The following is a 24920-nucleotide window of genomic DNA, read 5'->3' on the forward strand; positions in this document are numbered from 1 at the left end:
ACAACTGACGTGACCGGCACCGTGACCCTGGCAGCTGGCACCGAGATGGTTATGCCCGGCGACAACGTGTCGTTCGAGGTTGAGCTGATCGCACCGATCGCGATGGAAAACGGCCTGCGTTTCGCCATCCGCGAAGGCGGCCGCACCGTCGGCGCCGGCGTTGTGTCGAAAATCGTCGAGTAATTCGCGCAAGCGAATGATCAAATGGAAAGGGCGCCCATCCGGCGCCCTTTCTCGTTTGATCTCGACAAGCCCGCGACGCACCCATGTCGTACACCAATGAGTGTTGAGTGATCGGAGGCGGTGATGAGATCGTTCGTCGAATAGTCTCAGACCTAACCGTCGAAACAAAAAAAGCCCGCCCCAAACGGGGCGGGCTTTTTCTGTTTGAATTTGGTAGTTCAAGACGGGGGAATTCCTAAAGAAGCAGCATGCTTCAGTCGTATGCGGCGTCCACTATGAATTCCACCTTCAGTTCGGGCCGCGCTAGTTTTGCTTCGCCACACGCCCTCGCAGGTGCGTATCCTGCAGGAACCCAAGCATTCCAGACCTCGTTCAAACCAGCAAAGTCCTTCATATCGGCCAGCCAGATGGTCACACGCAGCATCTTTTCCCGTGATGAACCTGCGCGCTCTAGAAGGTCGTCAATTTTCCCAAGGCAAATACGCACCTGTTCCTGAATGGTATCACCTTCGGCGACTTGCCCGGTCAAATAGGCCACACCATTATGTTTAACGATTTTGGACGATCTCTCGCCGGTTTCGATGCGTTCTATCATTGGAGTGATCTCGCTGTTTCCTGTTTGATGCACGCGTTCATGGTCATAAGATGCCCCGCATGGCAAACGGAAACCGCTTGAGTAACTTTCAGAAAAGTTGAACTGGTCGGGGACGGCCCGGGTCGATAGCATTTCGCCGCGCCTAGGCTAGCTTGCCAGCGACACAGTATACCAGATTGCGCTTTTGCCGTTGAAGTGCTCTCTAGTTGGTTTCAGTGGATTGCATCGGGCGAAACCGCAAGAAGGATACTTCGACATGGACGAAACCGTAGAACGACTGTCCAAACGCCTGAAGCGGCGAGGATATCAGGTTTCGCCAATGAAGGAGACGGGTGCCTATATCGGTAATCTGGGTTTTGAGGTCGAGACAGTATTCGATGTCGGGGTGGCCTCGGGAACCGAGCATTTGTACGAAGCTTTCCCCGCAGCCAAGTTTGTGTTGGTTGAGCCCATTTCGGATTACGAAACGAAGGTACGGAAAAACTGGGGCGACAAGATCGATTTTGATTTCCATGCTTGCGGAGTTGGTGCCGAAAGCGGACAGACGACTCTTCGAATTCCAACAGTTGGCGATCGTTGGCTCGGCACACGGGCAACGATGCAGGAGTTTGACGAAGCGGCAATCCAGCACACCTCGCAAGTTGAAGAGCGACAAGTCCCGGTAAAAACACTGGATGAGATTGCGTCTTCCTACAAGGAACCTTTCGGATTGAAAATCGACACGGAAGGTTTTGAAATCGAGGTTATTAAAGGTGCATCGGAGATGCTGAAAAAATGCACCTTTGTATTGGCTGAAGTCTCTGTACGGCGTCGGTATCATGGCGGTTATAGGTTCAGCGATTTTGTCGCCGCGATGGCAGATCACGGGTTTGAGCTGCACGAATTCGTCAGGCCACCGTCTGCAGAAGCGACCGATTGCGATGCCATCTTTGCCCCTTTCGAAAGCTCAGTGTTCGACTATCAGGATACCAGACTGTCACGTATGGCGGCACGCGTAGCCAAGACATAGTCTAAGGGCATCTTTCCGCATGCAACGCGAGTTGTGTTGTCCGCGAAGGCGTTGAGCCAATCGCGATGGAAGATGGCCTGCGCATTGCGATCCACGAAGGCGGCCGCACCGTCGGCGCCGGTGTTGTGTCGAAGATTGTTGAGTAAGTCGCGCAAGCGAATGATCAAACGGAAAGGGCGTCCCTCGGGGCGCCCTTTCCTGTTTCCGTTTTCAACTTGATATTTAGTTGGCGTTTTGACTTAAGCTCACTCAGCATTCTGCTTTTGGACCGTATATACGAACAAACACTGACGAGAAAATTTTGAACAAAACAACGTTTTTGATCCTCTCTTGCCTCGTATTGTGCGCTTGCACCACGCTTGAAACGACACAAGTTTCTTCAAGAAAAAAGCTGACCATCCTGGGGGACGTTGCTTTGGATGCCGATTGGCATTGCGGCGCAGGCTTTTCAGATCCGAGCTTCAAACGTATCAGTTTGCCTGGCGTTTTCGAAGTTGATTTCATTAGAAACCGGTATCAGGGAGCGCTTAAACCTGACGGTAAAGCGCTTGCAGTATTCGATAGTGAAGAGAACTGTTCGCTATTGATTGAAGCCAATGAAAAGTTTGTTCTTGCGAACGGTGGATTTCCGCTGAAAGAACACATAGGAAAAAGCATGTATGCAGAAATTGCCGCTGCGACTGAAGAGTTCTATCGGAAATGCGAAAACGCTGAGATCAATTCGCGCGTTGACGCCAGCAAAGTCGAGTACCCTTCGTATAATGGCCCGGGTTCAGTTGTCCTAGAGCCGAAGTCCATTTGCGAGATGGAATTGGAAGCCGCCTCTCTAAGGTTTGGAGTTGTCGTTGATGACAAACCTACTGGCCTTTACATTGTGGACGGCAATGCTTTTCTTTGGCTCCCGTATACTGAGTGTTTTGAGCATTCAATTGATACCAATCTGATAAAATGGTGTGAGTAGCTGGAGCGGCATCGATTACACGTGTCGAAATACATTAAACCCCCTTGCCAAACCCCACCAACCCCTGTAGGTCGCGCGAGTTCTCTGTAAGAACATCAAGGCGGGGTGATTCCCGCCTTTTGGGTTCGATGAGGGTTGGCGATGCGCGCTTGTCCTCCTCTCAACCTCAACGCCTGATAAAAGGCTGTTATTATGCAAAGCCAAAATATCCGTATTCGGCTGAAGGCATTTGACTATCGCGTTCTGGATGCCAGCACGCAAGAGATCGTCAACACTGCCAAGCGGACCGGCGCGAACGTGCGCGGCCCGATCCCGCTGCCGAACAAGATCGAGAAGTTCACGGTTCTCCGTGGTCCTCACGTCGACAAGAAATCCCGCGACCAGTTCGAGATCCGTACGCACAAGCGTCTGCTCGACATCGTTGATCCGACCCCCCAGACCGTTGACGCGCTGATGAAGCTCGACCTCGCTGCTGGTGTGGACGTCGAGATCAAGCTGCAGTCGTAAGATCGGAGGGTATAGATTATGCGCTCTGGTATTATCGCAAAAAAAGTCGGCATGACCCGCCTGTTCATGGAAGACGGCAAGCAGATCCCTGTGACCGTTCTTCACCTGGACAACCTGCAGGTTGTTGCACAGCGCACGGACGAGAAGGACGGCTATACTGCTGTTCAGCTGGGTGCCGGTGCTGCCAAGGCAAAACGCACCTCGAAAGCCATGCGCGGTCACTATGCCGCTGCCAAGGTTGAACCCAAGCGTAAGCTGGTCGAGTTCCGCGTCTCTGAAGATGGCTTGATTGAAGTTGGCGCCGAGATTTCGGCAGAACATTTCCTGGAAGGTCAGAAAGTTGACGTTTCGGGTACTTCGATCGGTAAAGGCTTTGCCGGTGCAATGAAGCGCTGGAACTTCGGTGGTCTTCGCGCCTCGCACGGTGTTTCGATCAGCCACCGTTCGCACGGTTCAACTGGCCAGTGTCAGGATCCGGGCAAAGTTTTCAAAGGCAAAAAGATGGCCGGTCACATGGGTGCTGCCCGTGTAACCACCCAGAACCTGGAAGTCGTCAAAACCGACGCCGACCGTGGTCTGGTCTTCATCAAAGGCGCCGTTCCCGGACCGAAATCCGGTTGGGTTACCGTCAAGGACGCCGTCAAGAAGAAAGCACCGGAAGGCCTGCCTTTCCCGGCTGCTGTGAAATCGGCTGCAACCGAAGCACCTGCGGAAGAAGTTCCCGCGGAAGGTGGTGAAGCATGAAACTTGATGTAATCAAACTGGACGGCGGCAAAGCCGGCAACATCGAGCTGGATGCGGACCTGTTCGGCCTCGAGCCGCGCGCGGACATCCTGCACCGTGTGGTCCGTTGGCAGCGTAACAACGCGCAGGCTGGCACCCACAAGGTCAAGACCCGCTCGGAAGTGTCCTACTCAACCAAGAAGATCTATCGCCAAAAAGGCACCGGTGGCGCACGCCACGGCGCCCGTTCGGCACCGATCTTCCGGGGTGGTGGCGTTTACAAAGGTCCGGTCGTACGTTCGCATGGTCATGACCTGCCGAAAAAGTTCCGTAAACTTGGTCTGCGCCACGCGCTGTCTGCCAAAATGGCAGCTGGTGAACTGGTCGTGATCGAGAACGCCGAAGCCGAAGGCAAGACCGCCGCTCTGGCCAAGCAGGTTGCAAACCTGGGTTGGAAACGCGCTCTGGTCATCGACGGGGCGACCGTGAACGAAGGGTTCCTGAAGGCGTCGCGCAACATCGAAGGTCTGGATATCCTGCCGTCGATGGGTGCAAACGTTTATGACATCCTCAAGCGTGACACTCTGGTGCTCACCAAAGCGGCTGTCGAAGCACTGGAGGCTCGACTGAAATGAGCGCGAAGGCAGAACACTACGACGTGATCCGCAAGCCGATCATCACCGAAAAGTCGACCATGGCGTCCGAAAACGGCGCGGTTGTCTTTGAGGTTGCGATTGACAGCAACAAGCCACAGATCAAAGAGGCCGTTGAGGCACTGTTTGGTGTGAAGGTCAAAGCGGTGAACACCTCTGTGACCAAAGGTAAGGTCAAGCGGTTCCGCGGCCAGTTGGGCAAGCGGAAAGACGTCAAAAAAGCATATGTGACCCTTGAAGAGGGTAACACCATCGACATTTCCACCGGTCTTTGATCGGGCCTGTCTTTGGACAAACCATTAAGACCCCCGCGAAAGCGGGGGTTTTTCTTTAGGTAGTGACACCAAAAGTTGAGCGCCATTCCCAGCGTCTCGAACAGAAAATGATTGCTATGCCGGTGGGGTCGTCTATCCGGTATGGAACAAACAAACGATATGGCAGGCGCATGACCCAATCCACTCTCTCGACCCGGGACAACCCGGATGTGACTGTCGCGCGGGACTGGGTGTCGACGCTGGCCAAATATCGGGAGCCAAGCCAACCGCGTAGCTGGTTCGAGCTGGGGGTTACCTGTGTTCCCTTCATAGCGCTTTGGGCCTTGGCTTGGATGTCTTTGTCGGTGAGCTATTGGCTAGCGCTTGCGATCTCGGTTCTGAACGCGGCCTTTCTGCTGCGCCTGTTTGCCATTCAGCATGATTGCGGTCACGGGGCATTTTTTACGAACCGGACGGTCAGTGACTGGGTCGGTCGGGGGCTCGGGGTGCTGACGCTGACGCCTTACGATGTTTGGCGGCGCACACATTCCTCGCATCACAACTCATCTGGCAATCTGGATAAGCGCGGGATGGGAGACATCCATACGCTGACTGTGGCCGAATACCGGGCGCTGACGCCCTTGAACCGGTTGTTTTACCGGCTCTATCGCCACCCGATCACCCTGTTTGGCTTTGGGCCCGGCTATCTGTTCCTGTTTCAAAACCGCCTCCCGCTTGGCTTGACCGGTATTCCGAAATTCTGGGTCAGCGCGATGGCGACGAATCTGGCCATTCTGGCCGCACTGGGGGCCATCTACTATTTTGGTGGCCTGATGCCGGTTCTGCTGATTTTCCTGCCTTCGACCCTGATCGCCGCGACCGCTGGCGTTTGGTTGTTCTATGTCCAACACCAATTCGAAGAGACGCAATGGGACCCTGATCAGGACTGGCAACTGCACGAGGCCGCCCTGCACGGCAGCTCGCATTACATCCTGCCATCCGTATTGCAGTGGTTCACGGCCAATATCGGCATCCACCACGTACACCATCTGTACAGTCGCATCCCGTTCTATCGCCTGACCGAAGTGCTGCGGGATCATGACGAATTGGCCAACAGCAACCGGATGACCATCCGCGAGAGCCTCGCCAACGCGCGGCTGCACCTGTGGGATGAAAAGAACCGCCGCCTGCTGTCCTTTGCCGAAGCGCGCGCGCTGTATGGGTGACGGGCCTGCTCAGAGGGTGCGAACGATAGCCAGAAATCCGGTCGTTGCCCCCGGCGTGTGATGCGGATACGGTCGCTCTTATGAAACATGTCCCCAAAGAAACAACAGATGAGGCCCTTATTCAGGAGTTCCTGGATAAAGGAGGCAAAGTCAGCATCGGCAAAACCAAACCTGCGCCCGCTGAGCTGGGTTTGAGCAAAAATGTTTGGAACGCCAAGCTAACCAAGGAAGAGAAGGCCGCGCGCGACAAGAAGTGATCGTGCGAGGCCGGTTGGGCAAGCGGCAAGACGTTGGAAAAGCACATGTGACTCTGGAAGAGGGGAACGACATTGGCGTGCGTGTCTTGCGGTTTCAGAACGAGTCCGCCTTTGGAGAGAGATAAAGATCCCCGCGAAAGCGGGTTTTTTTGTTTGCATTTGAACTGCTTGCTAGAAGTCAATTGCGGTTCTACGAGAAGCTGCGTAGTTTCTTTCCATTCAATTTAATGGAGAAGATAGTGGCCTCGCTACCATACATTACTTCGGCAGGTAACATTGAGAAAGCTCTGGACGCCATAAAGAGCGCTGCGGTTCCTGATCGCGTAAGTCAAGATTTTGTAAAAACCATCTTGAAGATCCCGGGCGGTTCCGGCGACCAAATGACTACATTCTTAAAAAAGATAGGATTTGCGTCGGGCGACGGTAGACCGACTGAGCTGTACACGAAATTTCGAAACCCAACTACTTCGGGGCACGCTGTAGCTCAAGGTATTCGTCTAGCGTACGCACCTTTGTATGTAAGAAGTGAGTACATGCACGAGCTGAGCGATGAGAAGTTGCTAGGGCTGCTAGTTGAGGAAACAGGGCAAGCCCACGATTCCAATCCCGTAAAATACGCGTTCAACTGCATCAAGGCTTTGAAAAATATTGCGAGTTTTGATGGTGATGAACCCGAACTTCAAACCGAAGAAGTGGAAAATGTCGAATTGGGTAGCAGTGTATCGGTGGCACAGCCTCGACATGATAGTGATCACGGTTCAGCAGCAAAGGGCATCGGGTTGAACTTAGGGTACACGATTAACCTCAACTTACCCGCTACTTCAGATCAAGCCGTTTTCAATGCCATTTTTAAAAGCTTGAAAGAAAACTTGTTGAGGGAAGATGATGCCTAAGAGGCCAGATGGATTGATCCGGGCCTTTGGTATGACGGGGCTCCAGATAGTAACTGACCTAGAGGCTATTGAAAACGAGCAGGGCGTTGAGTTGGGGCTAAAGCCCAGTAAAGCAAAAAGTAGAAAGGCTTCAGACTATGAACAGTTTGAAGCTAGCCTTAGGCAAGAAGCAGCGAGAATGTCTGAGTTCTATGAGGTTTTCTATTGCTTAGAAAACTCGATTCGCCGTTTGGTGAAAGATACGATGGTTGAAGCAGAAGGAGCGGACTGGTGGCTAAGCACCAGAGTTCATGAAGATAGGGTCAGAAAACCAGCGCAACAGAGGCATCAAAAAGAAGTCGATAGCGGAATAACGCCAAGATCATTCAATCTCATCGACTATACTACTTTTGGAGAGTTATCTCAGCTTATTACAGACAATTGGGATGTCTTCGATCCGGTTTTCTCATCAAAAACTGCTGTCAGTAATATCACCAATCAACTCAATCTTCTCAGAGGGCCAATAGCCCACTGCAATCCAACTGACGAGCTAGAACAAGACAGGTTGAATCTGGCCGTCCGATCTTGGTTCAAACTCATGTCATAACTGGCTGGACACCCACCCCCAACACTGCTAAACGCACCCAATCTTGCGGCCTCGGATTCGTTCCGGGGCTTCTGATATTTGTAACCGGGGACCTTCGGGGCCCTATACCCTTGGCACCTACGGGGGCCTATCACATAGCGGGGCAATGCCTCGCACTTGCTAAACGGAAGACAGAAAGCATGGCACTCAAGTCGTACAAGCCGACGACGCCGGGCCAGCGCGGGCTGGTGCTGATCGACCGTTCGGAGCTTTGGAAAGGACGTCCGGTCAAGTCTCTCACTGAGGGTTTGACCAAATCGGGCGGCCGGAACAACACCGGACGGATCACTTCACGCCGCCGCGGCGGTGGCGCAAAGCGTCTCTACCGGATCGTTGACTTCAAACGGAATAAATTTGATGTCGCGGCAACCGTCGAGCGGATCGAATATGACCCGAACCGGACCGCGTTTATCGCACTGGTAAAATACGAAGACGGCGAGCAGGCATATATCCTGGCTCCGCAGCGTCTGGCTATTGGTGACAAGGTTGTGGCTTCGGCCAAGGCCGACATCAAGCCGGGCAACGCAATGCCGTTCTCGGGTATGCCTATTGGTACCATCGTGCACAACATCGAGATGAAGCCTGGTAAAGGCGGTCAGATCGCACGTGCGGCCGGTACTTACGCGCAATTCGTCGGCCGCGATGGCGGTTATGCTCAGATCCGTCTGAGCTCGGGCGAGCTGCGCATGGTTCGTCAGGAATGCATGGCCACCGTTGGTGCCGTGTCCAACCCCGACAACAGCAACCAGAACCTCGGTAAAGCCGGTCGTATGCGCCACAAAGGCGTGCGTCCGTCGGTTCGTGGTGTCGCAATGAACCCGATCGATCACCCGCACGGTGGTGGTGAAGGCCGTACCTCGGGTGGCCGTACACCGGTTACGCCTTGGGGTAAGGACACCAAGGGTAAGCGTACTCGCAACAAAAACAAAGCGTCCCAGAAGCTGATCATCCGCTCGCGGCACGCCAAGAAGAAGGGACGTTAATCCATGTCTCGCTCTGTTTGGAAGGGTCCTTTCGTCGATGCTTACGTGCTGAAAAAAGCCGAAGCAGCGCGCGAGTCGGGCCGCAACGAAGTTATCAAAATCTGGTCGCGTCGTTCCACCATTCTGCCCCAGTTCGTGGGTCTGACCTTTGGTGTGTACAACGGCCAGAAGCATATCCCCGTCAACGTCTCGGAAGACATGATCGGTCAGAAGTTCGGTGAGTATTCGCCAACTCGTACCTATTACGGTCACGCCGCTGACAAAAAAGCGAAACGGAAGTAAGTCATGGGCAAGGAAAAGAACCCCCGCCGCGTGGCTGAAAACGAAGCAATGGCAAAAACGCGCATGCTCCGTACCAGCCCGCAGAAACTGAACCTGGTTGCGCAGATGATCCGCGGCAAGAAAGTTGAGAAGGCTCTGACCGACCTGACTTTCTCGAACAAGCGTGTCGCGCAGGACGTCAAAAAGTGCCTGCAGTCCGCAATCGCCAACGCTGAGAACAACCACAACCTGGACGTCGACGAGCTGATCGTTGCCGAAGCATGGGTTGGTAAGAACCTGGTCATGAAACGCGGTCGCCCCCGGGCCCGTGGCCGTTTCGGCAAGATCATGAAGCCGTTCTCGGAGATCACCATCAAGGTGCGTCAAGTTGAGGAGCAAGCCTAATGGGTCATAAAGTAAATCCGATCGGCATGCGCCTGCAGGTGAACCGCACCTGGGACAGCCGCTGGTACGCCGACACCAAGGACTACGGTGATCTTCTGCTGGAAGATCTGAAGATCCGTGAGTTCATCAACAAAGAGTGCAAGCAAGCCGGCATCGCCCGTGTGATCATCGAACGTCCGCACAAGAAGTGCCGCGTTACGATCCACACTGCACGTCCGGGTGTCATCATCGGCAAGAAAGGCGCGGACATTGAAGTTCTGCGCAAGAAAATCGCTCTGATGACAGACAGCGAATTGCACCTGAACATCGTCGAAGTGCGCAAGCCCGAGCTTGACGCACAGCTGGTTGCCGAGTCTATCGCTCAGCAGCTGGAGCGCCGGGTTTCGTTCCGTCGCGCGATGAAGCGGTCTGTTCAGAACGCCATGCGTATGGGCTCTCTGGGTATCCGGGTGAACGTCGCTGGCCGTCTGGGTGGCGCCGAAATCGCACGGACCGAGTGGTACCGCGAAGGCCGTGTGCCTCTGCACACGCTGCGCGCCGACATCGATTACGCACAAGCCGAAGCGATGACTCCTTATGGGATCATCGGGATCAAGGTCTGGATCTTCAAAGGTGAGATCATGGAGCACGATCCGCAGGCACGTGACCGTAAAGCACAGGAACTCCAGGACGGCCCTGCACCTCGTGGTGCTGGTGGCGGTCGTCGCTAAGGAGGGAAAGATATGCTTCAACCAAAGCGTACTAAATTCCGCAAGATGCACAAAGGCCGGATCAAGGGTGAAGCCAAGGGCGGCTCTGATCTGAACTTTGGCACCTATGGACTGAAAGCTCTTGAGCCTGAGCGTGTAACTGCACGCCAGATCGAAGCTGCACGTCGTGCCATGACGCGTCACATGAAGCGTCAGGGCCGTGTCTGGATCCGCATCTTCCCCGACACTCCGGTTACGGCTAAGCCGATCGAAGTTCGTATGGGTAAAGGTAAAGGTTCGGTCGACCGCTGGGCATGCAAAGTCAAGCCTGGCCGCGTGATGTTCGAAATCGACGGCGTCAATGACGACATCGCCCGCGAGGCCCTGCGCCTGGCTGCGATGAAGCTGCCGATCAAGACTCGCGTCGTGGTTCGCGAAGACTGGTAAGCGATTGGGGGCGACCCCGCTCGCGACAAGATTGACCCCCGTCGGGAAACCGGCGGGGGTTTTTGGTTTGAGGGCGTTGCTCCGCCACAGCCTCGCAAAACACCCATCGCCTTCATCGAGAGGCTGGTTTAAGACAGGCCCATGGCACAGATTGAATCACTTTTTGTCACCCGTCTCTATCGCGCAGCTTTGTCCGAGTTTGATCCCAAGATCGACCCGGAGGAGCTGGAAAGCTCCTGTCTTGTCATCGCCGAGGATGATGAGGCCGGGCAGGAATGGTGCGAAGAAAACGGCTATCCCGGTTATACCAGCTATGCCTCGCTGACGGATCTGCCCTGGCGGTTTCCGATCTTTGCTGATCTGGTTAAGGTGCTGGACCAGCACGTTGCAGCTTTTGCTAAGGATCTGGAGTTTGATCTGGGTGAGGGTGAACTAAAGCTTGAAGACCTTTGGATCAACATTTTGCCCGAGGGCGGAATGCACTCCAGCCACCTGCACCCACACAGCGTGATCTCGGGCACGACTTATGTTTCGATGCCCGAAGGCGCTAGCGCGCTGAAGCTTGAAGACCCGCGCTCGGGCCGCATGATGGCAGCGCCCACGCGTATGAAAGGGGGCCGTCGGGACCTGCAGCCATTTATCTATGTGAAGCCTCAGGTTGGCGATGTTTTGCTATGGGAGAGCTGGTTGCGCCACGAGGTGCCGATGAACATGGCCGAGGATGAGCGGATTTCCGTCAGCTTTAACTATAAATGGGACTAGCACGGTCGTTTAAGGGACTCTGATTCAAAGGAATGTGTGAAAAGTTCTTGCATTGTGTCGTCAGATAAACGATGTGGGGGGCGCTTACGTTTTTCTTTTTCGACCACTGTCTCCCGAATATCGGCGTTCAGTCTTTCGATCCAGACCGACAACGCCGCGCTGTCGCAATTCCGCGGACAGCAATTTACTAGGAGACTACGGATATGGCCAACGGCACCGTAAAATGGTTCAACACAACTAAAGGTTTTGGCTTCATCGCACCGGAGACCGGTGGCAAAGACGTGTTTGTACACATCTCTGCTGTCGAGCGCTCGGGTCTGACCGGCCTGGCCGACGACCAGAAAGTAACGTTCGACATCGAACCCGGCCGTGACGGTCGTGAGTCGGCTGTGAACATCGCTCTGGCGTAAGTCACTCAGACTTAGACAGTTGAAGACGCGGTCTCGTGCAAACGAGGCCGCGTTTTGCGTTTGTGAGTGGGATGTCTACATGCTGTAATGGCTGGTGCATTCAACGCACCTGTCAACGAGGCCTAGGGTGGCGGGATTAATGCCAGCTTTTTTATTTTGTGGGAGTAAACCATGGGCGCGCCAAAACCAGCAAAGGTTGTACTAGCGGTTTCACTTTTTTTGGCGTTGGCCGTCGCACCTGCACTTGCGACGTGCCCAACCCGTGTAGATGTCGGTAAAGGCGTCTGGTTGGACTATGGCGGAACATGGCTTTTACGAGTTCAAACCGTTGTTGAGACGGGGTTTGTCGTTGAGTTGAGAACCGAAGACTCTAGGCGCATAGGTTTCGCTAGCCACTACGCGCATCCTTTGCTGTTCGGCGAGACCTTTATGAAGTTCACCGCCTCAAAGCGTTCATACGAGCAATCAGTTAGTTCCTTAGATGACCTAGAGCAGCAAAAAGAGTGGCAGTCAGGCTTCACGATACAAGATGGCGATAAAGAAGCCTTACTCGGCACTGTAACGGTTGAGTTCCAGAAAAATCGAATTGAACGGGTTGGAACGTGTAAATACAAAGTTTGGGAAGTTCTGGTGCGTGAGCATGTATCAGGGGATGACGAACGAACGGTAAAGGTGCTGTATTCTCCAGAGTTAAAGATAGTTTTGAAGCAGGCGCATATGCTGCCGAACTCTGGATTGGTTTGGGGAAGAGGTTTCGATGGAATTCGCTCCAAGAGCGAATAGGCTTCCAAATTCGGTTCAAACATCTCGTGCCCGTCGCTGGTTGCTCAAGTGAGCAGAGCGCTAAAAACGGCCTCTCGATCAATCCTCCATACTTTCCCTTGCCACCCACCCCAGAACCCCCTATAGAGCGGCATCTTGCGTTCCCCCGGCCGAGTCGGGGGATTCGTATGTCTATCATTCATCCACCAGGTCAAAGGTGACCCTGCATAGGGGCCTTCTGGTGTTTTGAGCAAAGGAAAAGGCGATGAACGCCCAAGAACTGCGTGACAAGACCCCTGACCAGCTCCGCGAGGAACTGGCCAACCTGAAGAAAGAAAGCTTTAACCTGCGCTTTCAACAGGCAACCGGTCAGATGGAAAGCACCGCTGGCATCAAAGCGGCCCGCCGCAACGCCGCCCGCGTTAAAACCATCCTGAACGAAAAGGCCGCTGCTGCGGCATCGGAGGAGTAATCCTATGCCTAAGCGTATCCTTTCCGGCACCGTAACGAGCGATGCCAACGCACAGACTGTAACCGTATCCGTCGAGCGCCGCTTTACGCATCCGGTTCTGAAGAAAACCATCCGTAAGTCCAAGAAATACCGGGCTCACGATGAAAAGAACGCCTTCAAGGTCGGCGATACAGTTCGCATCATCGAATGCGCGCCGAAATCGAAGACGAAACGTTGGGAAGTTCTGGAAGCGTAAGCCTCCGGGATTTTCCCATTTGTCGAAACCCTGGGGGATCTAACAAGACCAGCCCCCACAGGTCGGGAGAAACCACATGATCCAGATGCAGACCAATCTGGATGTCGCTGACAACTCCGGCGCACGCCGAGTTCAGTGCATCAAGGTCCTGGGTGGTTCCAAGCGTAAATACGCCTCTGTAGGCGACATCATTGTCGTCTCGGTGAAGGAAGCCATCCCACGCGGCCGCGTAAAGAAAGGTGACGTCCGTAAGGCCGTCGTCGTACGCACCGCCAAAGAAGTCCGTCGCGAAGACGGCACCGCGATCCGTTTCGATCGCAACGCCGCCGTCATTCTGAACAACAACAACGAGCCCGTAGGTACCCGTATCTTTGGCCCTGTTGTTCGTGAACTGCGCGCGAAGAACTTCATGAAAATCATCTCGCTTGCTCCGGAGGTGCTGTAATCATGGCTGCTAAACTCCGCAAAGGCGACAAGGTCGTCGTGCTGGCTGGCAAGGACAAGGGCAAAGAGGGAACTATCACCTCGGTCGACCCGAAAGCCGGTAAAGCCGTTGTTGATGGCGTGAACATCGCCATTCGCCACACCCGCCAGTCGCAGACCTCGCAAGGTGGTCGCCTGCCTCAGGCAAACCCGATTGAGCTGTCGAACCTGGCTCTGCTGGACAAAAACGGTAAAGCAACCCGCGTTGGCTTCCGCATGGAAGGTGACAAGAAGGTTCGTTTTGCCAAGACCACGGGGGACGTGATCGATGCTTGATACCGCAACCTACACCCCGCGTCTGAAAGCTCAGTACGCTGAAACCATCCGTGCCGCTCTGAAAGAAGAGTTCGGTTACAAGAGCGATATGCAGCTGCCCAAGCTGGAAAAGATCGTTCTGAACATCGGTTGTGGTGCAGAGGCCGTCAGAGACTCGAAGAAGGCGAAAGCCGCTGTTGAAGATCTGACCGCGATTGCAGGCCAAAAGGCTGTTGCAACACTGGCGAAGAAGTCGATCGCGGGTTTCCGCGTCCGTGAAGACATGCCGCTGGGTGCGAAAGTTACCCTGCGCGGTGACCGGATGTATGAATTCCTGGATCGTCTGATCACCATCGCGCTGCCGCGCGTTCGTGACTTCCGCGGTGTTAAGCCTTCTTTCGATGGTCGTGGCAACTTTGCCATGGGCATGAAAGAGCACATCGTGTTCCCGGAAATCGACTTCGACAAGGTCGACGAGGTCTGGGGCCTGGATATCGTAATTGCCACCACAGCGAAAACCGACGCTGAAGCGAAAAGCCTGTTGAAAGCGTTCAACATGCCGTTCAACGCTTAAGCGCCGGGAGGATTGAGACATGGCTAAAAAAGCAATGATCGAACGCGAGAAGAAGCGCGAACGCCTGGTGGCCAAATATGCCGCAAAGCGTGCCGAGCTGAAAGAAATCGCGAATGACGAGAGCAAGCCGATGGAAGAGCGTTTCAAAGCGCGTCTGAAACTGGCGAAACTGCCGCGCAACAGCTCGGCAACTCGTCTTCACAACCGCTGTCAGCTGACAGGTCGTCCTCATGCTTACTATCGTAAGCTGAAGGTCAGCCGTATCATGCTGCGCGAGCTGGGTTCTGCAGGTCAGATCCCCGGCATGGTGAAATCGAGCTGGTAAGGGAGACATAGATATGAACGATCCTATCGGCGATATGCTCACCCGTATCCGCAACGCGCAAATGCGCGGCAAGTCCACTGTAAACACTCCGGCGTCGAAACTGCGCGCCTGGGTTCTGGACGTGCTGGCGGACGAAGGTTACATCCGTGGCTACGAAAAGATGACCGGTGAAAACGGTCATCCGGCCATCGAAATCAGCCTGAAATACTACGAAGGCACCCCTGTCATTCGCGAGTTGAAGCGGGTCTCCAAGCCCGGTCGTCGCGTATACATGGGCGTCAATGACATCCCGCAGGTCCGTCAGGGTCTGGGTGTGTCGATTGTCAGCACTCCGAAAGGTGTGATGTCGGACCAGAATGCACGCTCCAACAATGTTGGCGGCGAAGTGCTCTGCACCGTCTTCTAAGGAGGTCTGTCAATGTCTCGTATTGGTAAACGTCCGGTCGAACTGCCCAGCGGTGTAACCGCCTCGGTTTCCGGCCAGACCATCGAAGTCAAAGGCCCGAAAGGTGCCCGTAGCTTCACTGCGACTGATGACGTTACGCTGTCGGTCGAAGACAATGTGGTTCAAATCAACCCGCGTGGCATGTCCAAACGTGCCCGCCAGCAATGGGGCATGAGCCGCACCATGGTTGCCAATCTGGTAACCGGTGTGACCGAAGGCTTCAAAAAAGAGCTGGAGATCCAGGGTGTTGGTTACCGGGCTCAGATGCAGGGGAACACCCTGAAGCTGAACCTGGGCTACAGCCACGACGTTGATTTCGTTGCTCCGGAAGGTGTCACCATCACCGCACCGAAGCAGACCGTGATCATTGTGGAAGGTAACGACCAGCAGCAGGTGGGCGAAGTCGCGGCGAAAATCCGCGAATGGCGCCGTCCCGAGCCGTATAAAGGCAAGGGTATCCGCTATAAGGGCGAATTCATCTTCCGCAAAGAAGGCAAGAAGAAGTAAGGACGCAAACAATGGCAAACAGCAAAAGAACCCTGTTTCTGAAGCGCCGCCTGCGCGTTCGGAACAAACTTCGCAAGGTCAATGCAGGTCGTGTACGCCTGTCGGTTCACCGTTCGAACAAGAACATCAGCGCTCAGCTGATCGACGACGTTCGTGGTGTGACCCTGGCCTCGGCCTCGACCCTGGAAAAAGATCTGGGTGTAGTTGGCACAAACAACGTCGAAGCGGCTACGAAAGTGGGCGCAGCCATCGCCGAGCGTGCCAAGAAGGCAGGCGTCGAAGAGGCTTATTTCGATCGTGGCGGCTTCCTGTTCCACGGCAAAGTGAAGGCTGTCGCCGACGCTGCGCGTGAAGGTGGTCTGAAGATCTAAGACTTGCGGGCAGCGCCTCAGCTGCCCCGATGATCCGGGGGCCTCGGCAATAGTCGAGGCTCACTTGGATTGAAACAACGGCGCCGCAATGCGCCACATGAGAAAAGGGATGCCAAATGGCAGAACGTGAAAACCGTCGGGGCCGTGGCCGCGACCGCGACGAAACTCCGGAATTCGCAGACCGTCTGGTCGCGATCAACCGCGTGTCGAAAACCGTAAAAGGTGGTAAGCGCTTTGGCTTCGCCGCTCTGGTGGTTGTCGGCGATCAGAAGGGCCGCGTCGGCTTTGGCAAGGGTAAAGCTAAAGAAGTACCCGAGGCCATCCGTAAGGCAACTGAACAAGCCAAGCGTCAGATGATCCGCGTGCAGCTGCGCGAAGGTCGGACCCTGCACCACGATATCGAAGGCCGTCACGGCGCCGGTAAAGTGGTTATGCGCTCGGCACCTGAAGGTACTGGTATCATCGCCGGTGGTCCGATGCGTGCTGTGTTCGAAATGCTGGGCGTCAAGGACGTTGTGTCCAAGTCGTTGGGCTCGCAGAACCCGTACAACATGATCCGCGCCACCATCAACGGCCTGCAAAAAGAGCAGAGCCCGCGTTCGGTTGCACAGCGTCGCGGCAAGAAAGTTGCTGACATCCTGCCCAAGCGGGACGAAGCGCCTGTTGCTGCTGAAGCAGAAGCATAAGGAGAGCGACCCATGGCAAAAACCATCGTCGTCAAGCAGATCGGTTCCCCGATCCGCCGCCCCGCCGAACAGCGCGCGACCCTGATCGGTCTGGGCTTGAACAAGATGCACAAAACCCGTGAGCTGGAGGATACTCCTTCGGTCCGCGGCATGGTCAACAAGATCCCGCATCTGGTAGAGATCATCGAAGAACGCGGCTAATCGCGAGTTCTTTGAAGACTTAAAAACGCCTCCGATCTGATCGGGGGCGTTTTCTTGTTTGGCCGGTCGTTTTTTTTCCGGCTCGTCTTATGGTGCTGTTCAGTGCCTCGGCGCAAACTCGGCTATGACCCGAGCGCCTTTTTTTCTGCAAACTCAATGTCGACTTCATGGCGCAACGAAGGTTCTCTGCCTGGTTTTTCGTACAGCCTAGGGCATCCATCGCAAAAACTGGCTGCTGCTTCGCGTTTGGAATGAGCACGCGGGTTCCAGACCTGCCGGCGCAGAGCTTTGTATTTTTCGTTGTTCCAGATGGTTTCAAGTGGTTCGTCGAAAACATTTCCCAACACATGCGGATCACGGTTCTTGTCGGAAACATATTGGCGGCCGGATCGCCAGAGACAGCAGGGAATCACATCGCCATCAAAGCGAATGACCGTGCTGCTGTGGGGCCAATGGCACCTTGGGGTGAGGGATGATGACAGGGGCGGGCCATTTTCAATCCGATCGGGATCGTCGTCTACGACGTTGTACAGATCTCCATTTGCATCGAACCGTAGCCCTTCAAACGTGGTAAAGGCGTCGATACCAATCTCGTCTACGATGGCCTTCACCTGATCCAGTTCATCCTCGGCGTGATGGGGGAAAGAGATATGCTGTATTTCTATGAACGGAGATTTCAGACCCTTCCTCTTTTTATAGCCAGCCAGTAGTCGCAGGTTGTTCAGAACGAAATCCAGGCGTCCGCGAACACGGGTAACCTGAAAGCTTTCCTGCGTCGCGCCATCAACTGAGATTGTGATATGGCTAAGCCCGGCATCGACCAGGTCATGAATCCTCTCGGCTTTTAGCCGATAGCTGAAATGGGTGGTGATATGGCTTTCCAAACCGGCTGCGGTCGTGGCCCGGATCATGTCGTTGAGGTCAGGGTGTGCCAGAGGATCGCCATAGTAGAACAGGCTTACACCAAGCGCGCGATCTTTGATCTGGCCAATGATATGCCGGTACTGCTGCAGGCTGAGTTTGTCCTGCTTTCCGAAATTCTGATCGCTGAGTAATGGCCGGTTGCGTCGGGACGGGTTCGCATGGACGCAATGTGGACAGGCTAGTGAGCACAGCGGCGAAATATCAATTTTCACCAGAGACGGCAGCGGGGCGGCTTGTTGAGAGTGAAGAAGATAGCCCCGAACGTTGCGCAACAGGTTTGCCGATTGCTTCAAGGAAGGACGGCGCTGAATCCAGCGCAACCTTCTAATAACGCTTGAAACCAAAGGCATGGAGTATCCTCATTCATGAAGTCGAGGACGCCCTAAACGTGCGAGGCGAAAATGGTAAAACAGGCCGAAATAGCCCGATAGTTCACGGATATGTGATAGAATAGTGAAAATATGGGTCCGTAAAAGAAAAAAGATATTAAAATATATAAATTTGATAGATCTTATCTTTAGCCGAGAAATCCACAGGTCTATTTCAACGAAAGCCTGTAGTGGGATGTCTAAACAGTGTTTTCGCTGCCATTCCCCCAATGCATACCGGCCAGACCGAATCTTCTGTTGTTAGCGTTATCTGGCGTTCTTATTTGAGCTTTGTCCCAAATAGGAACGCAAACGAAATCTGGAGAATACGCTCCGGTTTAGAAAGGAATATAGAAATGGCAAACACAGCAACTTTTTCCCGCGAAGGCTTTGGTCTGACCGCCCGCATCGCAACTCTGATCGCACGCGTGAAAGAGGCCTATGCCCTGCGCGCCGAATTCGGCCGCACCTATTCAGAGCTTCAGAACCTGACTGATCGTGAACTGAACGACATTGGTATCCGCCGGTGCGATATAAGTGATATTGCGCATAAGCACGTCTACTGCTGAAAACCTGGCAGGATGAACAACACCGAGGCGCCATTTGGCGCCTCTTTTGATTCTGCGTGCTTGAAAGGCACAGGCACGGTGAAATTGGTCGCTCTGCATTGTGGATCGTTTGGAAATTTTCCATGAGAATTATTAGAGGGGGCTATGTCCCAATAACGCGATGACGAGGCTGACACAGTGCGAGACTACCAGATCGGCATGTTGTGGGTGGATGGCCCGCTGAGCTTTCTCGAGCAGCTCTGCATCAAATCCTATCTGGATACCGGTCAATCCGTTCGCCTCTACACCTATGGGAATGTCTCCGGGATACCTGAAGGTGTGGATACCCGCGATGCGCGCGATGTGATGCCTGGCACAGAATTCATTGCGCATAGCCGTACTGGTAGCCCGGCGCCGCATTCGGACAAGTTCCGATACCGCATGTTGGCGCAGGAGCCCGATTTGATATGGGCGGATACGGACGCCTATTGCATGCGTCCTTTCACAACGGAGACCGGGCATTTTTACGGAATGCTCGAAGGAGAGATTGCGATCGGCGTATTGGGCATTCCGTCAGACAGCCCGGCGCTGGATCTGCTCATCGAATATACAACGGACCCGTATCGGATTCCGCCATGGCTGCCCAAACGATATCAGGAACCCCTTCGTGCGGCACAGGATGCAGGTGATCCGATCAATGTGCCCGCGCAATATTGGGGCGCATGGGGTCCGTCAGCCTTTGCCTGGGCTTTACGGCAAACCGGCGAACACCAATTTGTTCTGCCTGAGCATGTGTTCTATCCGGTGAACTTTACCAGACGGCGCGCTTTGGCACGCCCAAACGCCGATTTATCCAGGTTCTTCCACGAGGACACAGTTTCCATTCACTTTTATGGTCGCCGGATGCGTTCGATCCTTAGGAACAGGTATAATGGCCTGCCAGATCCAGATAGCCTGGTGGGTAAGCTTCTGGCCAAACACCGGATTAATCCACTGGACGCGCCAATCCAAAATGCTGAAGGCTAGACAGTTTGGGTGTTGTTCACTTCAAAACTTGCATCCTCAGCCACAAAGCTGTATCGGGCTCCGGTGGCGTACTGCGCCGCAAGAATCAAAACCAAGAAATGCCGTGTTTGACCCATCACGCTTCGGGGTCATTTCCGGCGAAGGAGAAGCGAAATGAAACTGAATGAATTGCGCGACAACCCAGGCGCCACACCGAAACGGACCCGCGTCGGCCGTGGTCCCGGTTCCGGTAAAGGTAAAATGGGTGGCCGTGGTATCAAAGGTCAGAAATCCCGTTCGGGTGTGGCCATCAATGGCTACGAAGGTGGCCAGATGCCGCTGTACCAACGCCTGCCCAAGCGTGGCTTTAACAAGCCGAACCGCAAGGCATTTGCCGTTATCAACTTGGGCCTGATCCAGAAATTCGTCGACGCCGGTAAGCTGGACGCCAAAGCCGCGATCACCGAGGACGCACTGGTTGCATCCGGTCTGGTTCGCCGTAAACTGGACGGTATCCGCGTTCTGGCCAAAGGCGAAATCAGCGCCAAGGTGACCCTGGAAGTAACTGGTGCTTCGAAAGCTGCCGTTGAGGCAGTCGAAAAAGCGGGCGGTTCACTGACGGTCACAAAAGCCGCTGCGGCAGAGTAAGCGCTTGTGAGCGGGCCAAGACCCGCTTACATAGACCTCAGAGTTTTCCAAGACGCCGCCCGAGCCGGAAAACGGTTCCGGGCGGTGTTTTCATAAGAGAGACCGATTTATGGTATCAGCAGCAGAACAAATGGCAGCCAACACTAGCTGGGCTGCTTTGGGCAAAGCCACCGATCTGCGCAACCGCATCCTGTTCACACTGGGTTTGTTGATCGTCTATCGCCTGGGCACTTTTATACCGGTGCCGGGGATCGACGGACAGGCCCTGCGTGAGTTCATGGAGCAAGCGGGGCAGGGCATCGGCGGTATGGTTTCGATGTTCACCGGCGGGGCGCTTGGGCGGATGGGTATCTTTGCCCTCGGCATCATGCCTTACATCTCGGCCTCGATCATCATTCAGCTGCTGACCTCGATGGTTCCCGCGCTCGAACAGCTCAAGAAAGAGGGCGAGCAGGGTCGTAAGAAGATCAACCAATATACCCGTTTCGGCACCGTGGCGCTGGCCACCGTTCAGGCCTATGGCTTGGCCGTTTCGCTGGAGTCGGGCGATCTGGCGACCGATCCGGGCCTCTATTTCCGTCTGTCGACTATGATTACACTGGTTGGCGGCACCATGTTCCTGATGTGGCTGGGTGAGCAGATCACCGCGCGCGGCATCGGCAACGGTATCTCTCTGATTATTTTCGTTGGCATCATCGCCGAGGTTCCGGCAGCGTTGGCTCAGTTCTTCGCAAGTGGCCGCAGCGGCGCAATCAGCCCCGCAGTGATCATCGGAGTGATTGTCATGGTCATCGCCGTGATCACCTTTGTGGTGTTCATGGAGCGCGCTTTGCGCAAGATCCACATTCAATACCCGCGCCGTCAGGCCGGTATGAAGATCTATGAAGGCGGCTCGAGCCACTTGCCGGTCAAAGTGAACCCGGCTGGCGTTATCCCGGCGATCTTCGCCAGCTCTTTGCTGTTGCTGCCGGTGACGATCTCGACCTTCTCATCGGGTGCGACCAACGGGCCAATCATGTCCTGGCTGCTGGCCAATTTTGGACCCGGTCAGCCTCTGTACCTGCTGTTCTTTGCGTCGATGATCGTATTCTTTGCCTATTTCTACACGTTCAACGTGTCGTTCAAGCCGGATGACGTGGCGGATAACCTGAAAAAGCAGAACGGTTTTGTGCCGGGTATCCGTCCGGGCAAGAAAACCGCCGAGTATCTGGAATACGTGGTCAACCGCGTTCTGGTTCTGGGTTCGGCTTATCTGGCGGCGGTTTGTCTGCTGCCTGAAATCCTGCGGGGCCAGTTTGCCATTCCGTTCTATTTCGGTGGTACTTCGGTTCTGATTATCGTCTCTGTGACCATGGATACGATCCAACAGGTTCAGAGCCACCTGCTGGCGCATCAATACGAAGGGCTTATCGAAAAGTCCCAACTGCGCGGGAAGGGTAAGAAACGCGGCAGGAAGGGACCCGCTCGTCGATGAACATCATTCTTCTGGGCCCCCCGGGGGCGGGTAAAGGAACGCAAGCGCGTCATCTTGTTGAAACACGCGGCATGGTGCAGCTGAGCACCGGAGACATGCTGCGCGAAGCCAAAACCTCTGGCACCGAGATGGGCCTGAAGGTCGCAGCCATCATGGATGCCGGCAAGCTGGTCACCGATGAGATTGTCATCGGCCTGATCGAAGAGAAGCTGACCACCGAAACCGGTGCCGGTTTCATCTTTGACGGTTTCCCCCGCACATTGGCACAAGCCGACGCATTGGCGGCTTTGCTGACCAAGTTGGGCCAGTCACTGCACACTGTGATCGAGATGCGGGTGGATGACGATGCCCTGGTGGATCGGATCACCGCACGTTCGACCTGTTCGGGTTGTGGCGAAGTTTATAATGACAAGACCAAGCCGATCCCGGCAGATGGTCGCTGCACCAACTGTGGTGAGCAAAAAGAGTTCACGCGTCGCGCCGACGACAACGAAGACAGCCTGCGCACGCGGTTGATGGAGTACTACAAAAAGACGTCGCCGCTGATTGGTTATTACTACGCCAAAGGCGATCTTCGCCCGGTCAATGGGTTGGCCGATATCAAGGAAGTGACTGCGTCGATCGAGGCCGTACTCGGCTAGCTCCAATATGGCCTTGACGCCAAGCGCAAAAGCCCATATCGACCCCCATCCCTAAAGGGAATCAAGATCGCAGGCGGGATTCGTCCTAACTGCCCCGACCACCTCGAATAATACTGGGCCCTCTGGCGTCACTGCCACGGTCAAGTGTTGTGAAAAAAGGTTCCGGAGCTACGGAACCGCAACAAAAAGGAAAGTGACACGTGGCACGTATTGCCGGCGTAAACATCCCGACTGCAAAGCGGGTACCTATCGCCCTCACATATATCACCGGTATCGGCAACACCTCGGCGCAGGCCATCTGCGAAGCCGTAGGCATTGAAGCGCACCGTCGCGTCAATGAGCTGTCGGATTCCGAAGTTCTGGCCATCCGCGAACATATCGACGCAAACTTCACCGTCGAAGGTGACCTGCGTCGCGAAGTTCAGATGAACGTCAAGCGCCTGATGGATTTGGGTTGCTACCGCGGTCTGCGTCATCGTCGTAACCTGCCCGTTCGCGGTCAGCGTACCCATACCAACGCTCGTACCCGCAAAGGCCCCGCAAAGGCCATTGCTGGCAAGAAGAAATAAGGAGGGTCTGACCGATGGCACGCGAAAAGACTCGTACCAAGAAAAAAGAGCGCAAGAATATCGCATCGGGCGTGGCCCATGTGAATTCGACCTTCAACAACACCAAGATCCTGATCTCAGACGTGCAAGGCAACGCCATTGCATGGTCGTCGGCCGGGACCATGGGGTTCAAAGGGTCGCGTAAATCTACACCGTATGCTGCTCAGATGGCTGCGGAAGACGCAGGTAAAAAGGCGCAGGATCACGGCGTCAAGACGCTGGAAGTCGAAGTTCAGGGTCCCGGTTCGGGTCGTGAATCGGCTCTGCGCGCGCTGGCTGCAGTGGGCTTCAACATCACGTCGATCCGCGACGTGACGCCGATCGCTCATAATGGTTGCCGCCCGCCGAAGCGCCGCCGCGTCTAAGCGAATTAGAATTGAGCTGGGGCCCGCGTTTTCGCACGGCCCCAGCACGTCATTTTGAACCTCGGGCGTCTGCACCTTGTTGGTCATGGGGCGCGGACAGGAATGGAGGGATTACATGATCCACAAGAATTGGGCAGAATTGATCAAGCCGACCCAGCTGGAAAGCAAGCCGGGCAACGACCCTGCGCGCCAGGCAACGCTGGTTGCAGAACCGCTGGAGCGTGGCTTTGGTCTGACACTGGGCAACGCCCTGCGCCGCGTTCTGATGAGCTCGCTGCAAGGTGCGGCCATCACCAGCGTTCAGATCGACAACGTCCTGCACGAATTCAGTTCGGTTGCAGGCGTGCGTGAAGACGTCACCGACATCATTTTGAACCTTAAGCAGGTTGCCCTGCGCATGGAGGTCGAAGGCCCCAAGCGTCTGTCGATCAATGCTAAAGGCCCGGCAATCGTCACCGCAGGCGACATCAGCGAAAGCGCTGGCATCGAGGTTCTGAACCGCGATCACGTCATCTGTCACCTGGATGATGGTGCCGACCTGTTCATGGAACTGACCGTCAACACCGGTAAGGGCTATGTCTCGGCTGAAAAGAACAAGCCAGAAGATGCACCTATCGGCCTGATCCCGATCGACGCGATCTATTCGCCGGTTAAAAAGGTCGCCTATGATGTTCAGCCGACGCGTGAAGGTCAGGTTCTAGACTATGACAAGCTGACCCTGAAGATTGAGACTGACGGTTCGATCACCCCCGAGGACGCGTTGGCCTATGCCGCACGCATCCTGCAGGATCAGCTGTCGATCTTCGTCAACTTCGATGAGCCGGAAGCGGCTGGTCGTCAGGACGAGGATGATGGTCTGGAGTTCAACCCGCTGCTGCTGAAGAAAGTAGATGAGTTGGAACTGTCGGTCCGTTCGGCAAACTGTCTGAAGAACGACAACATCGTCTACATTGGCGACCTGATCCAGAAGACCGAAGCCGAGATGCTGCGCACCCCGAACTTTGGCCGCAAGTCGCTGAACGAGATCAAAGAAGTGCTGTCCGGCATGGGTCTGCACCTTGGCATGGATGTCGAGGATTGGCCGCCCGACAACATCGAAGATCTGGCGAAGAAATTCGAAGACGCGTTTTAAGCGCGTCTTCCCCAATGCCCGGGCTGCCGGGGAATCAAGGGCGATCTT

General features: G+C 54.9%; 40 protein-coding genes and 1 pseudogene. 39 read left to right on the top strand and 2 right to left on the bottom strand.

The annotated features are described in order from the left end of the window. The coding region (locus AC2FIC_RS03225) for an EF-Tu C-terminal domain-related protein (protein ID WP_496691896.1) at nucleotides 1-183 on the top strand (183 nt) is incomplete at its 5' end. A gap of 253 nt (nucleotides 184-436) precedes the next feature. Here AC2FIC_RS03225 and AC2FIC_RS03230 read toward each other — a convergent pair. After that, nucleotides 437-778 (bottom strand): RidA family protein, encoded by a 342-nt coding sequence (locus tag AC2FIC_RS03230; protein WP_142639802.1) that lies wholly within the window; start codon nucleotides 776-778, stop codon nucleotides 437-439. Between the two features lie 256 nt (nucleotides 779-1034). Between AC2FIC_RS03230 and AC2FIC_RS03235 the strand changes: the two genes are divergently transcribed. The 30 genes and pseudogenes from AC2FIC_RS03235 (at nucleotide 1035) to rpmD (ending at nucleotide 17159) form a co-directional block, all read left to right on the top strand. Further along, nucleotides 1035-1787 (top strand): FkbM family methyltransferase, encoded by a 753-nt coding sequence (locus tag AC2FIC_RS03235; protein WP_271951961.1) that lies wholly within the window; start codon nucleotides 1035-1037, stop codon nucleotides 1785-1787. A 44-nt stretch (nucleotides 1788-1831) separates the two neighbouring features. Next, nucleotides 1832-1933: pseudogene (locus AC2FIC_RS03240) on the top strand (EF-Tu C-terminal domain-related protein); the annotation flags it as partial. A gap of 155 nt (nucleotides 1934-2088) precedes the next feature. Continuing rightward, nucleotides 2089-2748: a hypothetical protein gene (locus tag AC2FIC_RS03245; protein ID WP_142639798.1), complete on the top strand. Its 660-nt coding sequence runs from the start codon at nucleotides 2089-2091 to the stop codon at nucleotides 2746-2748. A 192-nt stretch (nucleotides 2749-2940) separates the two neighbouring features. Further along, nucleotides 2941-3255 carry a 30S ribosomal protein S10 gene (gene rpsJ / locus AC2FIC_RS03250; RefSeq protein ID WP_008756422.1) on the top strand — a complete coding sequence of 105 codons (315 nt, stop codon included), beginning with the start codon at nucleotides 2941-2943 and terminating at the stop codon, nucleotides 3253-3255. Between the two features lie 18 nt (nucleotides 3256-3273). Further along, entirely contained in the window at nucleotides 3274-3999 is a 726-nt protein-coding gene (gene rplC, locus AC2FIC_RS03255; RefSeq protein ID WP_271951966.1) for a 50S ribosomal protein L3, read from the top strand. After that, nucleotides 3996-4613, top strand: coding sequence for a 50S ribosomal protein L4 (gene rplD / locus AC2FIC_RS03260; RefSeq protein ID WP_050605826.1), 618 nt, complete (start codon nucleotides 3996-3998; stop codon nucleotides 4611-4613). The genes rplC and rplD overlap by 4 nt, the downstream gene beginning before the upstream one ends. Beyond that, nucleotides 4610-4906, top strand: a complete 297-nt coding sequence (locus AC2FIC_RS03265) for a 50S ribosomal protein L23 (RefSeq protein ID WP_142639794.1) — start codon at nucleotides 4610-4612, stop codon at nucleotides 4904-4906. Before rplD ends, AC2FIC_RS03265 begins: the two co-directional genes overlap by 4 nt. A gap of 170 nt (nucleotides 4907-5076) precedes the next feature. Beyond that, complete coding sequence (locus AC2FIC_RS03270; RefSeq protein WP_496691897.1) at nucleotides 5077-6111, top strand: fatty acid desaturase; 1035 nt, start codon at nucleotides 5077-5079, stop codon at nucleotides 6109-6111. A gap of 80 nt (nucleotides 6112-6191) precedes the next feature. Next, the gene (locus AC2FIC_RS03275) at nucleotides 6192-6368 is read left to right on the top strand and encodes a hypothetical protein (protein ID WP_176797675.1); all 177 of its coding nucleotides are present in this window, start codon (nucleotides 6192-6194) and stop codon (nucleotides 6366-6368) included. 149 nt (nucleotides 6369-6517) lie between these two features. Next, nucleotides 6518-7261: a DUF5343 domain-containing protein gene (locus AC2FIC_RS03280; RefSeq protein WP_496691898.1), complete on the top strand. Its 744-nt coding sequence runs from the start codon at nucleotides 6518-6520 to the stop codon at nucleotides 7259-7261. After that, on the top strand, nucleotides 7254-7847 hold the full coding sequence (locus tag AC2FIC_RS03285; protein WP_496691899.1) for a Swt1 family HEPN domain-containing protein: 594 nt from the start codon (nucleotides 7254-7256) through the stop codon (nucleotides 7845-7847). Before AC2FIC_RS03280 ends, AC2FIC_RS03285 begins: the two co-directional genes overlap by 8 nt. A 179-nt stretch (nucleotides 7848-8026) precedes the next feature. After that, complete coding sequence (rplB, locus tag AC2FIC_RS03290) at nucleotides 8027-8869, top strand: 50S ribosomal protein L2 (protein WP_271951974.1); 843 nt, start codon at nucleotides 8027-8029, stop codon at nucleotides 8867-8869. A 3-nt stretch (nucleotides 8870-8872) separates the two neighbouring features. Then, nucleotides 8873-9151: a 30S ribosomal protein S19 gene (rpsS, locus tag AC2FIC_RS03295; RefSeq protein WP_005980699.1), complete on the top strand. Its 279-nt coding sequence runs from the start codon at nucleotides 8873-8875 to the stop codon at nucleotides 9149-9151. Between the two features lie 3 nt (nucleotides 9152-9154). Then, complete coding sequence (rplV, locus tag AC2FIC_RS03300; protein ID WP_039538267.1) at nucleotides 9155-9535, top strand: 50S ribosomal protein L22; 381 nt, start codon at nucleotides 9155-9157, stop codon at nucleotides 9533-9535. Further along, a complete protein-coding gene (gene rpsC / locus AC2FIC_RS03305) occupies nucleotides 9535-10245 on the top strand; it encodes a 30S ribosomal protein S3 (RefSeq protein ID WP_037311761.1) in 711 nt (236 codons plus the stop codon). Before rplV ends, rpsC begins: the two co-directional genes overlap by 1 nt. Before the next feature lie 12 nt (nucleotides 10246-10257). Then, a complete protein-coding gene (gene rplP / locus AC2FIC_RS03310) occupies nucleotides 10258-10671 on the top strand; it encodes a 50S ribosomal protein L16 (RefSeq protein WP_085823145.1) in 414 nt (137 codons plus the stop codon). Nucleotides 10672-10812: 141 nt separating this feature from the next. Beyond that, nucleotides 10813-11433 carry a 2OG-Fe(II) oxygenase family protein gene (locus tag AC2FIC_RS03315; protein WP_496691900.1) on the top strand — a complete coding sequence of 207 codons (621 nt, stop codon included), beginning with the start codon at nucleotides 10813-10815 and terminating at the stop codon, nucleotides 11431-11433. 203 nt (nucleotides 11434-11636) lie between these two features. Continuing rightward, nucleotides 11637-11843 carry a cold-shock protein gene (locus AC2FIC_RS03320; RefSeq protein WP_010437077.1) on the top strand — a complete coding sequence of 69 codons (207 nt, stop codon included), beginning with the start codon at nucleotides 11637-11639 and terminating at the stop codon, nucleotides 11841-11843. A gap of 171 nt (nucleotides 11844-12014) precedes the next feature. Further along, nucleotides 12015-12626 carry a hypothetical protein gene (locus AC2FIC_RS03325; protein ID WP_142639789.1) on the top strand — a complete coding sequence of 204 codons (612 nt, stop codon included), beginning with the start codon at nucleotides 12015-12017 and terminating at the stop codon, nucleotides 12624-12626. 244 nt (nucleotides 12627-12870) lie between these two features. After that, a complete protein-coding gene (rpmC, locus tag AC2FIC_RS03330) occupies nucleotides 12871-13077 on the top strand; it encodes a 50S ribosomal protein L29 (protein ID WP_074736205.1) in 207 nt (68 codons plus the stop codon). Between the two features lie 4 nt (nucleotides 13078-13081). Next, entirely contained in the window at nucleotides 13082-13312 is a 231-nt protein-coding gene (rpsQ, locus tag AC2FIC_RS03335; RefSeq protein ID WP_037311742.1) for a 30S ribosomal protein S17, read from the top strand. A gap of 76 nt (nucleotides 13313-13388) precedes the next feature. Further along, nucleotides 13389-13757 carry a 50S ribosomal protein L14 gene (gene rplN / locus AC2FIC_RS03340; RefSeq protein ID WP_005621870.1) on the top strand — a complete coding sequence of 123 codons (369 nt, stop codon included), beginning with the start codon at nucleotides 13389-13391 and terminating at the stop codon, nucleotides 13755-13757. Between the two features lie 2 nt (nucleotides 13758-13759). Further along, on the top strand, nucleotides 13760-14071 hold the full coding sequence (rplX, locus tag AC2FIC_RS03345; RefSeq protein WP_142639787.1) for a 50S ribosomal protein L24: 312 nt from the start codon (nucleotides 13760-13762) through the stop codon (nucleotides 14069-14071). After that, entirely contained in the window at nucleotides 14064-14624 is a 561-nt protein-coding gene (gene rplE / locus AC2FIC_RS03350; RefSeq protein ID WP_142639786.1) for a 50S ribosomal protein L5, read from the top strand. The genes rplX and rplE overlap by 8 nt, the downstream gene beginning before the upstream one ends. A gap of 19 nt (nucleotides 14625-14643) precedes the next feature. Further along, complete coding sequence (rpsN, locus tag AC2FIC_RS03355) at nucleotides 14644-14949, top strand: 30S ribosomal protein S14 (RefSeq protein ID WP_142639784.1); 306 nt, start codon at nucleotides 14644-14646, stop codon at nucleotides 14947-14949. A gap of 13 nt (nucleotides 14950-14962) precedes the next feature. After that, nucleotides 14963-15355, top strand: coding sequence for a 30S ribosomal protein S8 (gene rpsH, locus AC2FIC_RS03360; RefSeq protein ID WP_142639782.1), 393 nt, complete (start codon nucleotides 14963-14965; stop codon nucleotides 15353-15355). Between the two features lie 12 nt (nucleotides 15356-15367). Next, nucleotides 15368-15901, top strand: coding sequence for a 50S ribosomal protein L6 (rplF, locus tag AC2FIC_RS03365; protein ID WP_058272374.1), 534 nt, complete (start codon nucleotides 15368-15370; stop codon nucleotides 15899-15901). Between the two features lie 11 nt (nucleotides 15902-15912). Next, nucleotides 15913-16272 carry a 50S ribosomal protein L18 gene (gene rplR, locus AC2FIC_RS03370; protein WP_142639780.1) on the top strand — a complete coding sequence of 120 codons (360 nt, stop codon included), beginning with the start codon at nucleotides 15913-15915 and terminating at the stop codon, nucleotides 16270-16272. A gap of 116 nt (nucleotides 16273-16388) precedes the next feature. Then, on the top strand, nucleotides 16389-16958 hold the full coding sequence (rpsE, locus tag AC2FIC_RS03375) for a 30S ribosomal protein S5 (protein ID WP_142639778.1): 570 nt from the start codon (nucleotides 16389-16391) through the stop codon (nucleotides 16956-16958). 12 nt (nucleotides 16959-16970) lie between these two features. Then, on the top strand, nucleotides 16971-17159 hold the full coding sequence (gene rpmD / locus AC2FIC_RS03380; RefSeq protein WP_008757946.1) for a 50S ribosomal protein L30: 189 nt from the start codon (nucleotides 16971-16973) through the stop codon (nucleotides 17157-17159). Between the two features lie 122 nt (nucleotides 17160-17281). On the opposite strand, the gene AC2FIC_RS03385 is transcribed toward rpmD, so the two are convergent. After that, nucleotides 17282-18295: a radical SAM/SPASM domain-containing protein gene (locus AC2FIC_RS03385; protein ID WP_496691901.1), complete on the bottom strand. Its 1014-nt coding sequence runs from the start codon at nucleotides 18293-18295 to the stop codon at nucleotides 17282-17284. Nucleotides 18296-18807: 512 nt separating this feature from the next. Here AC2FIC_RS03385 and AC2FIC_RS03390 point away from each other — a divergent pair. The 8 genes from AC2FIC_RS03390 (at nucleotide 18808) to AC2FIC_RS03425 (ending at nucleotide 24872) form a co-directional block, all read left to right on the top strand. After that, nucleotides 18808-19020, top strand: coding sequence for a DUF1127 domain-containing protein (locus tag AC2FIC_RS03390; RefSeq protein ID WP_496691902.1), 213 nt, complete (start codon nucleotides 18808-18810; stop codon nucleotides 19018-19020). 177 nt (nucleotides 19021-19197) lie between these two features. Beyond that, nucleotides 19198-20025, top strand: a complete 828-nt coding sequence (locus AC2FIC_RS03395) for a hypothetical protein (RefSeq protein ID WP_496691903.1) — start codon at nucleotides 19198-19200, stop codon at nucleotides 20023-20025. Between the two features lie 153 nt (nucleotides 20026-20178). Then, on the top strand, nucleotides 20179-20652 hold the full coding sequence (gene rplO, locus AC2FIC_RS03400; protein ID WP_142639772.1) for a 50S ribosomal protein L15: 474 nt from the start codon (nucleotides 20179-20181) through the stop codon (nucleotides 20650-20652). A 109-nt stretch (nucleotides 20653-20761) separates the two neighbouring features. Further along, the gene (secY, locus tag AC2FIC_RS03405; RefSeq protein ID WP_271951986.1) at nucleotides 20762-22126 is read left to right on the top strand and encodes a preprotein translocase subunit SecY; all 1365 of its coding nucleotides are present in this window, start codon (nucleotides 20762-20764) and stop codon (nucleotides 22124-22126) included. Beyond that, complete coding sequence (locus AC2FIC_RS03410; protein WP_142639768.1) at nucleotides 22123-22767, top strand: adenylate kinase; 645 nt, start codon at nucleotides 22123-22125, stop codon at nucleotides 22765-22767. The genes secY and AC2FIC_RS03410 overlap by 4 nt, the downstream gene beginning before the upstream one ends. A 200-nt stretch (nucleotides 22768-22967) precedes the next feature. Beyond that, entirely contained in the window at nucleotides 22968-23336 is a 369-nt protein-coding gene (rpsM, locus tag AC2FIC_RS03415; protein ID WP_142639766.1) for a 30S ribosomal protein S13, read from the top strand. Nucleotides 23337-23350: 14 nt separating this feature from the next. Further along, the gene (rpsK, locus tag AC2FIC_RS03420; protein WP_037311698.1) at nucleotides 23351-23740 is read left to right on the top strand and encodes a 30S ribosomal protein S11; all 390 of its coding nucleotides are present in this window, start codon (nucleotides 23351-23353) and stop codon (nucleotides 23738-23740) included. 115 nt (nucleotides 23741-23855) lie between these two features. Beyond that, nucleotides 23856-24872: a DNA-directed RNA polymerase subunit alpha gene (locus AC2FIC_RS03425; RefSeq protein WP_281995981.1), complete on the top strand. Its 1017-nt coding sequence runs from the start codon at nucleotides 23856-23858 to the stop codon at nucleotides 24870-24872. Nucleotides 24873-24920: the final 48 nt, after the last annotated feature.

The sequence above is a fragment of the Ruegeria sp. CDSC079 genome (genome assembly GCF_059610505.1).

Bases quoted from the DNA above. Each gene is read 5' to 3' on its own strand.
- AC2FIC_RS03275 (WP_176797675.1), top strand. From the start codon at position 6,192: ATGAAACATGTCCCCAAAGAAACAACAGATGAGGCCCTTATTCAGGAG.
- AC2FIC_RS03230 (WP_142639802.1), bottom strand. From the start codon at position 778: ATGATAGAACGCATCGAAACCGGCGAGAGATCGTCCAAAATCGTTAAA.
- AC2FIC_RS03285 (WP_496691899.1), top strand. From the start codon at position 7,254: ATGCCTAAGAGGCCAGATGGATTGATCCGGGCCTTTGGTATGACGGGG.
- AC2FIC_RS03265 (WP_142639794.1), top strand. From the start codon at position 4,610: ATGAGCGCGAAGGCAGAACACTACGACGTGATCCGCAAGCCGATCATC.
- rplN (WP_005621870.1), top strand. From the start codon at position 13,389: ATGATCCAGATGCAGACCAATCTGGATGTCGCTGACAACTCCGGCGCA.
- rplO (WP_142639772.1), top strand. From the start codon at position 20,179: ATGAAACTGAATGAATTGCGCGACAACCCAGGCGCCACACCGAAACGG.
- AC2FIC_RS03390 (WP_496691902.1), top strand. From the start codon at position 18,808: ATGGCAAACACAGCAACTTTTTCCCGCGAAGGCTTTGGTCTGACCGCC.
- rplE (WP_142639786.1), top strand. From the start codon at position 14,064: ATGCTTGATACCGCAACCTACACCCCGCGTCTGAAAGCTCAGTACGCT.
- rplP (WP_085823145.1), top strand. From the start codon at position 10,258: ATGCTTCAACCAAAGCGTACTAAATTCCGCAAGATGCACAAAGGCCGG.
- rpsE (WP_142639778.1), top strand. From the start codon at position 16,389: ATGGCAGAACGTGAAAACCGTCGGGGCCGTGGCCGCGACCGCGACGAA.
- rplV (WP_039538267.1), top strand. From the start codon at position 9,155: ATGGGCAAGGAAAAGAACCCCCGCCGCGTGGCTGAAAACGAAGCAATG.
- AC2FIC_RS03425 (WP_281995981.1), top strand. From the start codon at position 23,856: ATGATCCACAAGAATTGGGCAGAATTGATCAAGCCGACCCAGCTGGAA.
- rpsK (WP_037311698.1), top strand. From the start codon at position 23,351: ATGGCACGCGAAAAGACTCGTACCAAGAAAAAAGAGCGCAAGAATATC.
- rplC (WP_271951966.1), top strand. From the start codon at position 3,274: ATGCGCTCTGGTATTATCGCAAAAAAAGTCGGCATGACCCGCCTGTTC.
- rpsQ (WP_037311742.1), top strand. From the start codon at position 13,082: ATGCCTAAGCGTATCCTTTCCGGCACCGTAACGAGCGATGCCAACGCA.
- rpmD (WP_008757946.1), top strand. From the start codon at position 16,971: ATGGCAAAAACCATCGTCGTCAAGCAGATCGGTTCCCCGATCCGCCGC.
- AC2FIC_RS03410 (WP_142639768.1), top strand. From the start codon at position 22,123: ATGAACATCATTCTTCTGGGCCCCCCGGGGGCGGGTAAAGGAACGCAA.
- rplF (WP_058272374.1), top strand. From the start codon at position 15,368: ATGTCTCGTATTGGTAAACGTCCGGTCGAACTGCCCAGCGGTGTAACC.
- rplX (WP_142639787.1), top strand. From the start codon at position 13,760: ATGGCTGCTAAACTCCGCAAAGGCGACAAGGTCGTCGTGCTGGCTGGC.
- AC2FIC_RS03270 (WP_496691897.1), top strand. From the start codon at position 5,077: ATGACCCAATCCACTCTCTCGACCCGGGACAACCCGGATGTGACTGTC.
- rplB (WP_271951974.1), top strand. From the start codon at position 8,027: ATGGCACTCAAGTCGTACAAGCCGACGACGCCGGGCCAGCGCGGGCTG.
- rpsC (WP_037311761.1), top strand. From the start codon at position 9,535: ATGGGTCATAAAGTAAATCCGATCGGCATGCGCCTGCAGGTGAACCGC.
- rpsS (WP_005980699.1), top strand. From the start codon at position 8,873: ATGTCTCGCTCTGTTTGGAAGGGTCCTTTCGTCGATGCTTACGTGCTG.
- rpsH (WP_142639782.1), top strand. From the start codon at position 14,963: ATGAACGATCCTATCGGCGATATGCTCACCCGTATCCGCAACGCGCAA.
- rpsN (WP_142639784.1), top strand. From the start codon at position 14,644: ATGGCTAAAAAAGCAATGATCGAACGCGAGAAGAAGCGCGAACGCCTG.
- AC2FIC_RS03315 (WP_496691900.1), top strand. From the start codon at position 10,813: ATGGCACAGATTGAATCACTTTTTGTCACCCGTCTCTATCGCGCAGCT.
- rpmC (WP_074736205.1), top strand. From the start codon at position 12,871: ATGAACGCCCAAGAACTGCGTGACAAGACCCCTGACCAGCTCCGCGAG.
- AC2FIC_RS03325 (WP_142639789.1), top strand. From the start codon at position 12,015: ATGGGCGCGCCAAAACCAGCAAAGGTTGTACTAGCGGTTTCACTTTTT.
- rpsJ (WP_008756422.1), top strand. From the start codon at position 2,941: ATGCAAAGCCAAAATATCCGTATTCGGCTGAAGGCATTTGACTATCGC.
- AC2FIC_RS03320 (WP_010437077.1), top strand. From the start codon at position 11,637: ATGGCCAACGGCACCGTAAAATGGTTCAACACAACTAAAGGTTTTGGC.
- rplD (WP_050605826.1), top strand. From the start codon at position 3,996: ATGAAACTTGATGTAATCAAACTGGACGGCGGCAAAGCCGGCAACATC.
- AC2FIC_RS03235 (WP_271951961.1), top strand. From the start codon at position 1,035: ATGGACGAAACCGTAGAACGACTGTCCAAACGCCTGAAGCGGCGAGGA.
- secY (WP_271951986.1), top strand. From the start codon at position 20,762: ATGGTATCAGCAGCAGAACAAATGGCAGCCAACACTAGCTGGGCTGCT.
- rplR (WP_142639780.1), top strand. From the start codon at position 15,913: ATGGCAAACAGCAAAAGAACCCTGTTTCTGAAGCGCCGCCTGCGCGTT.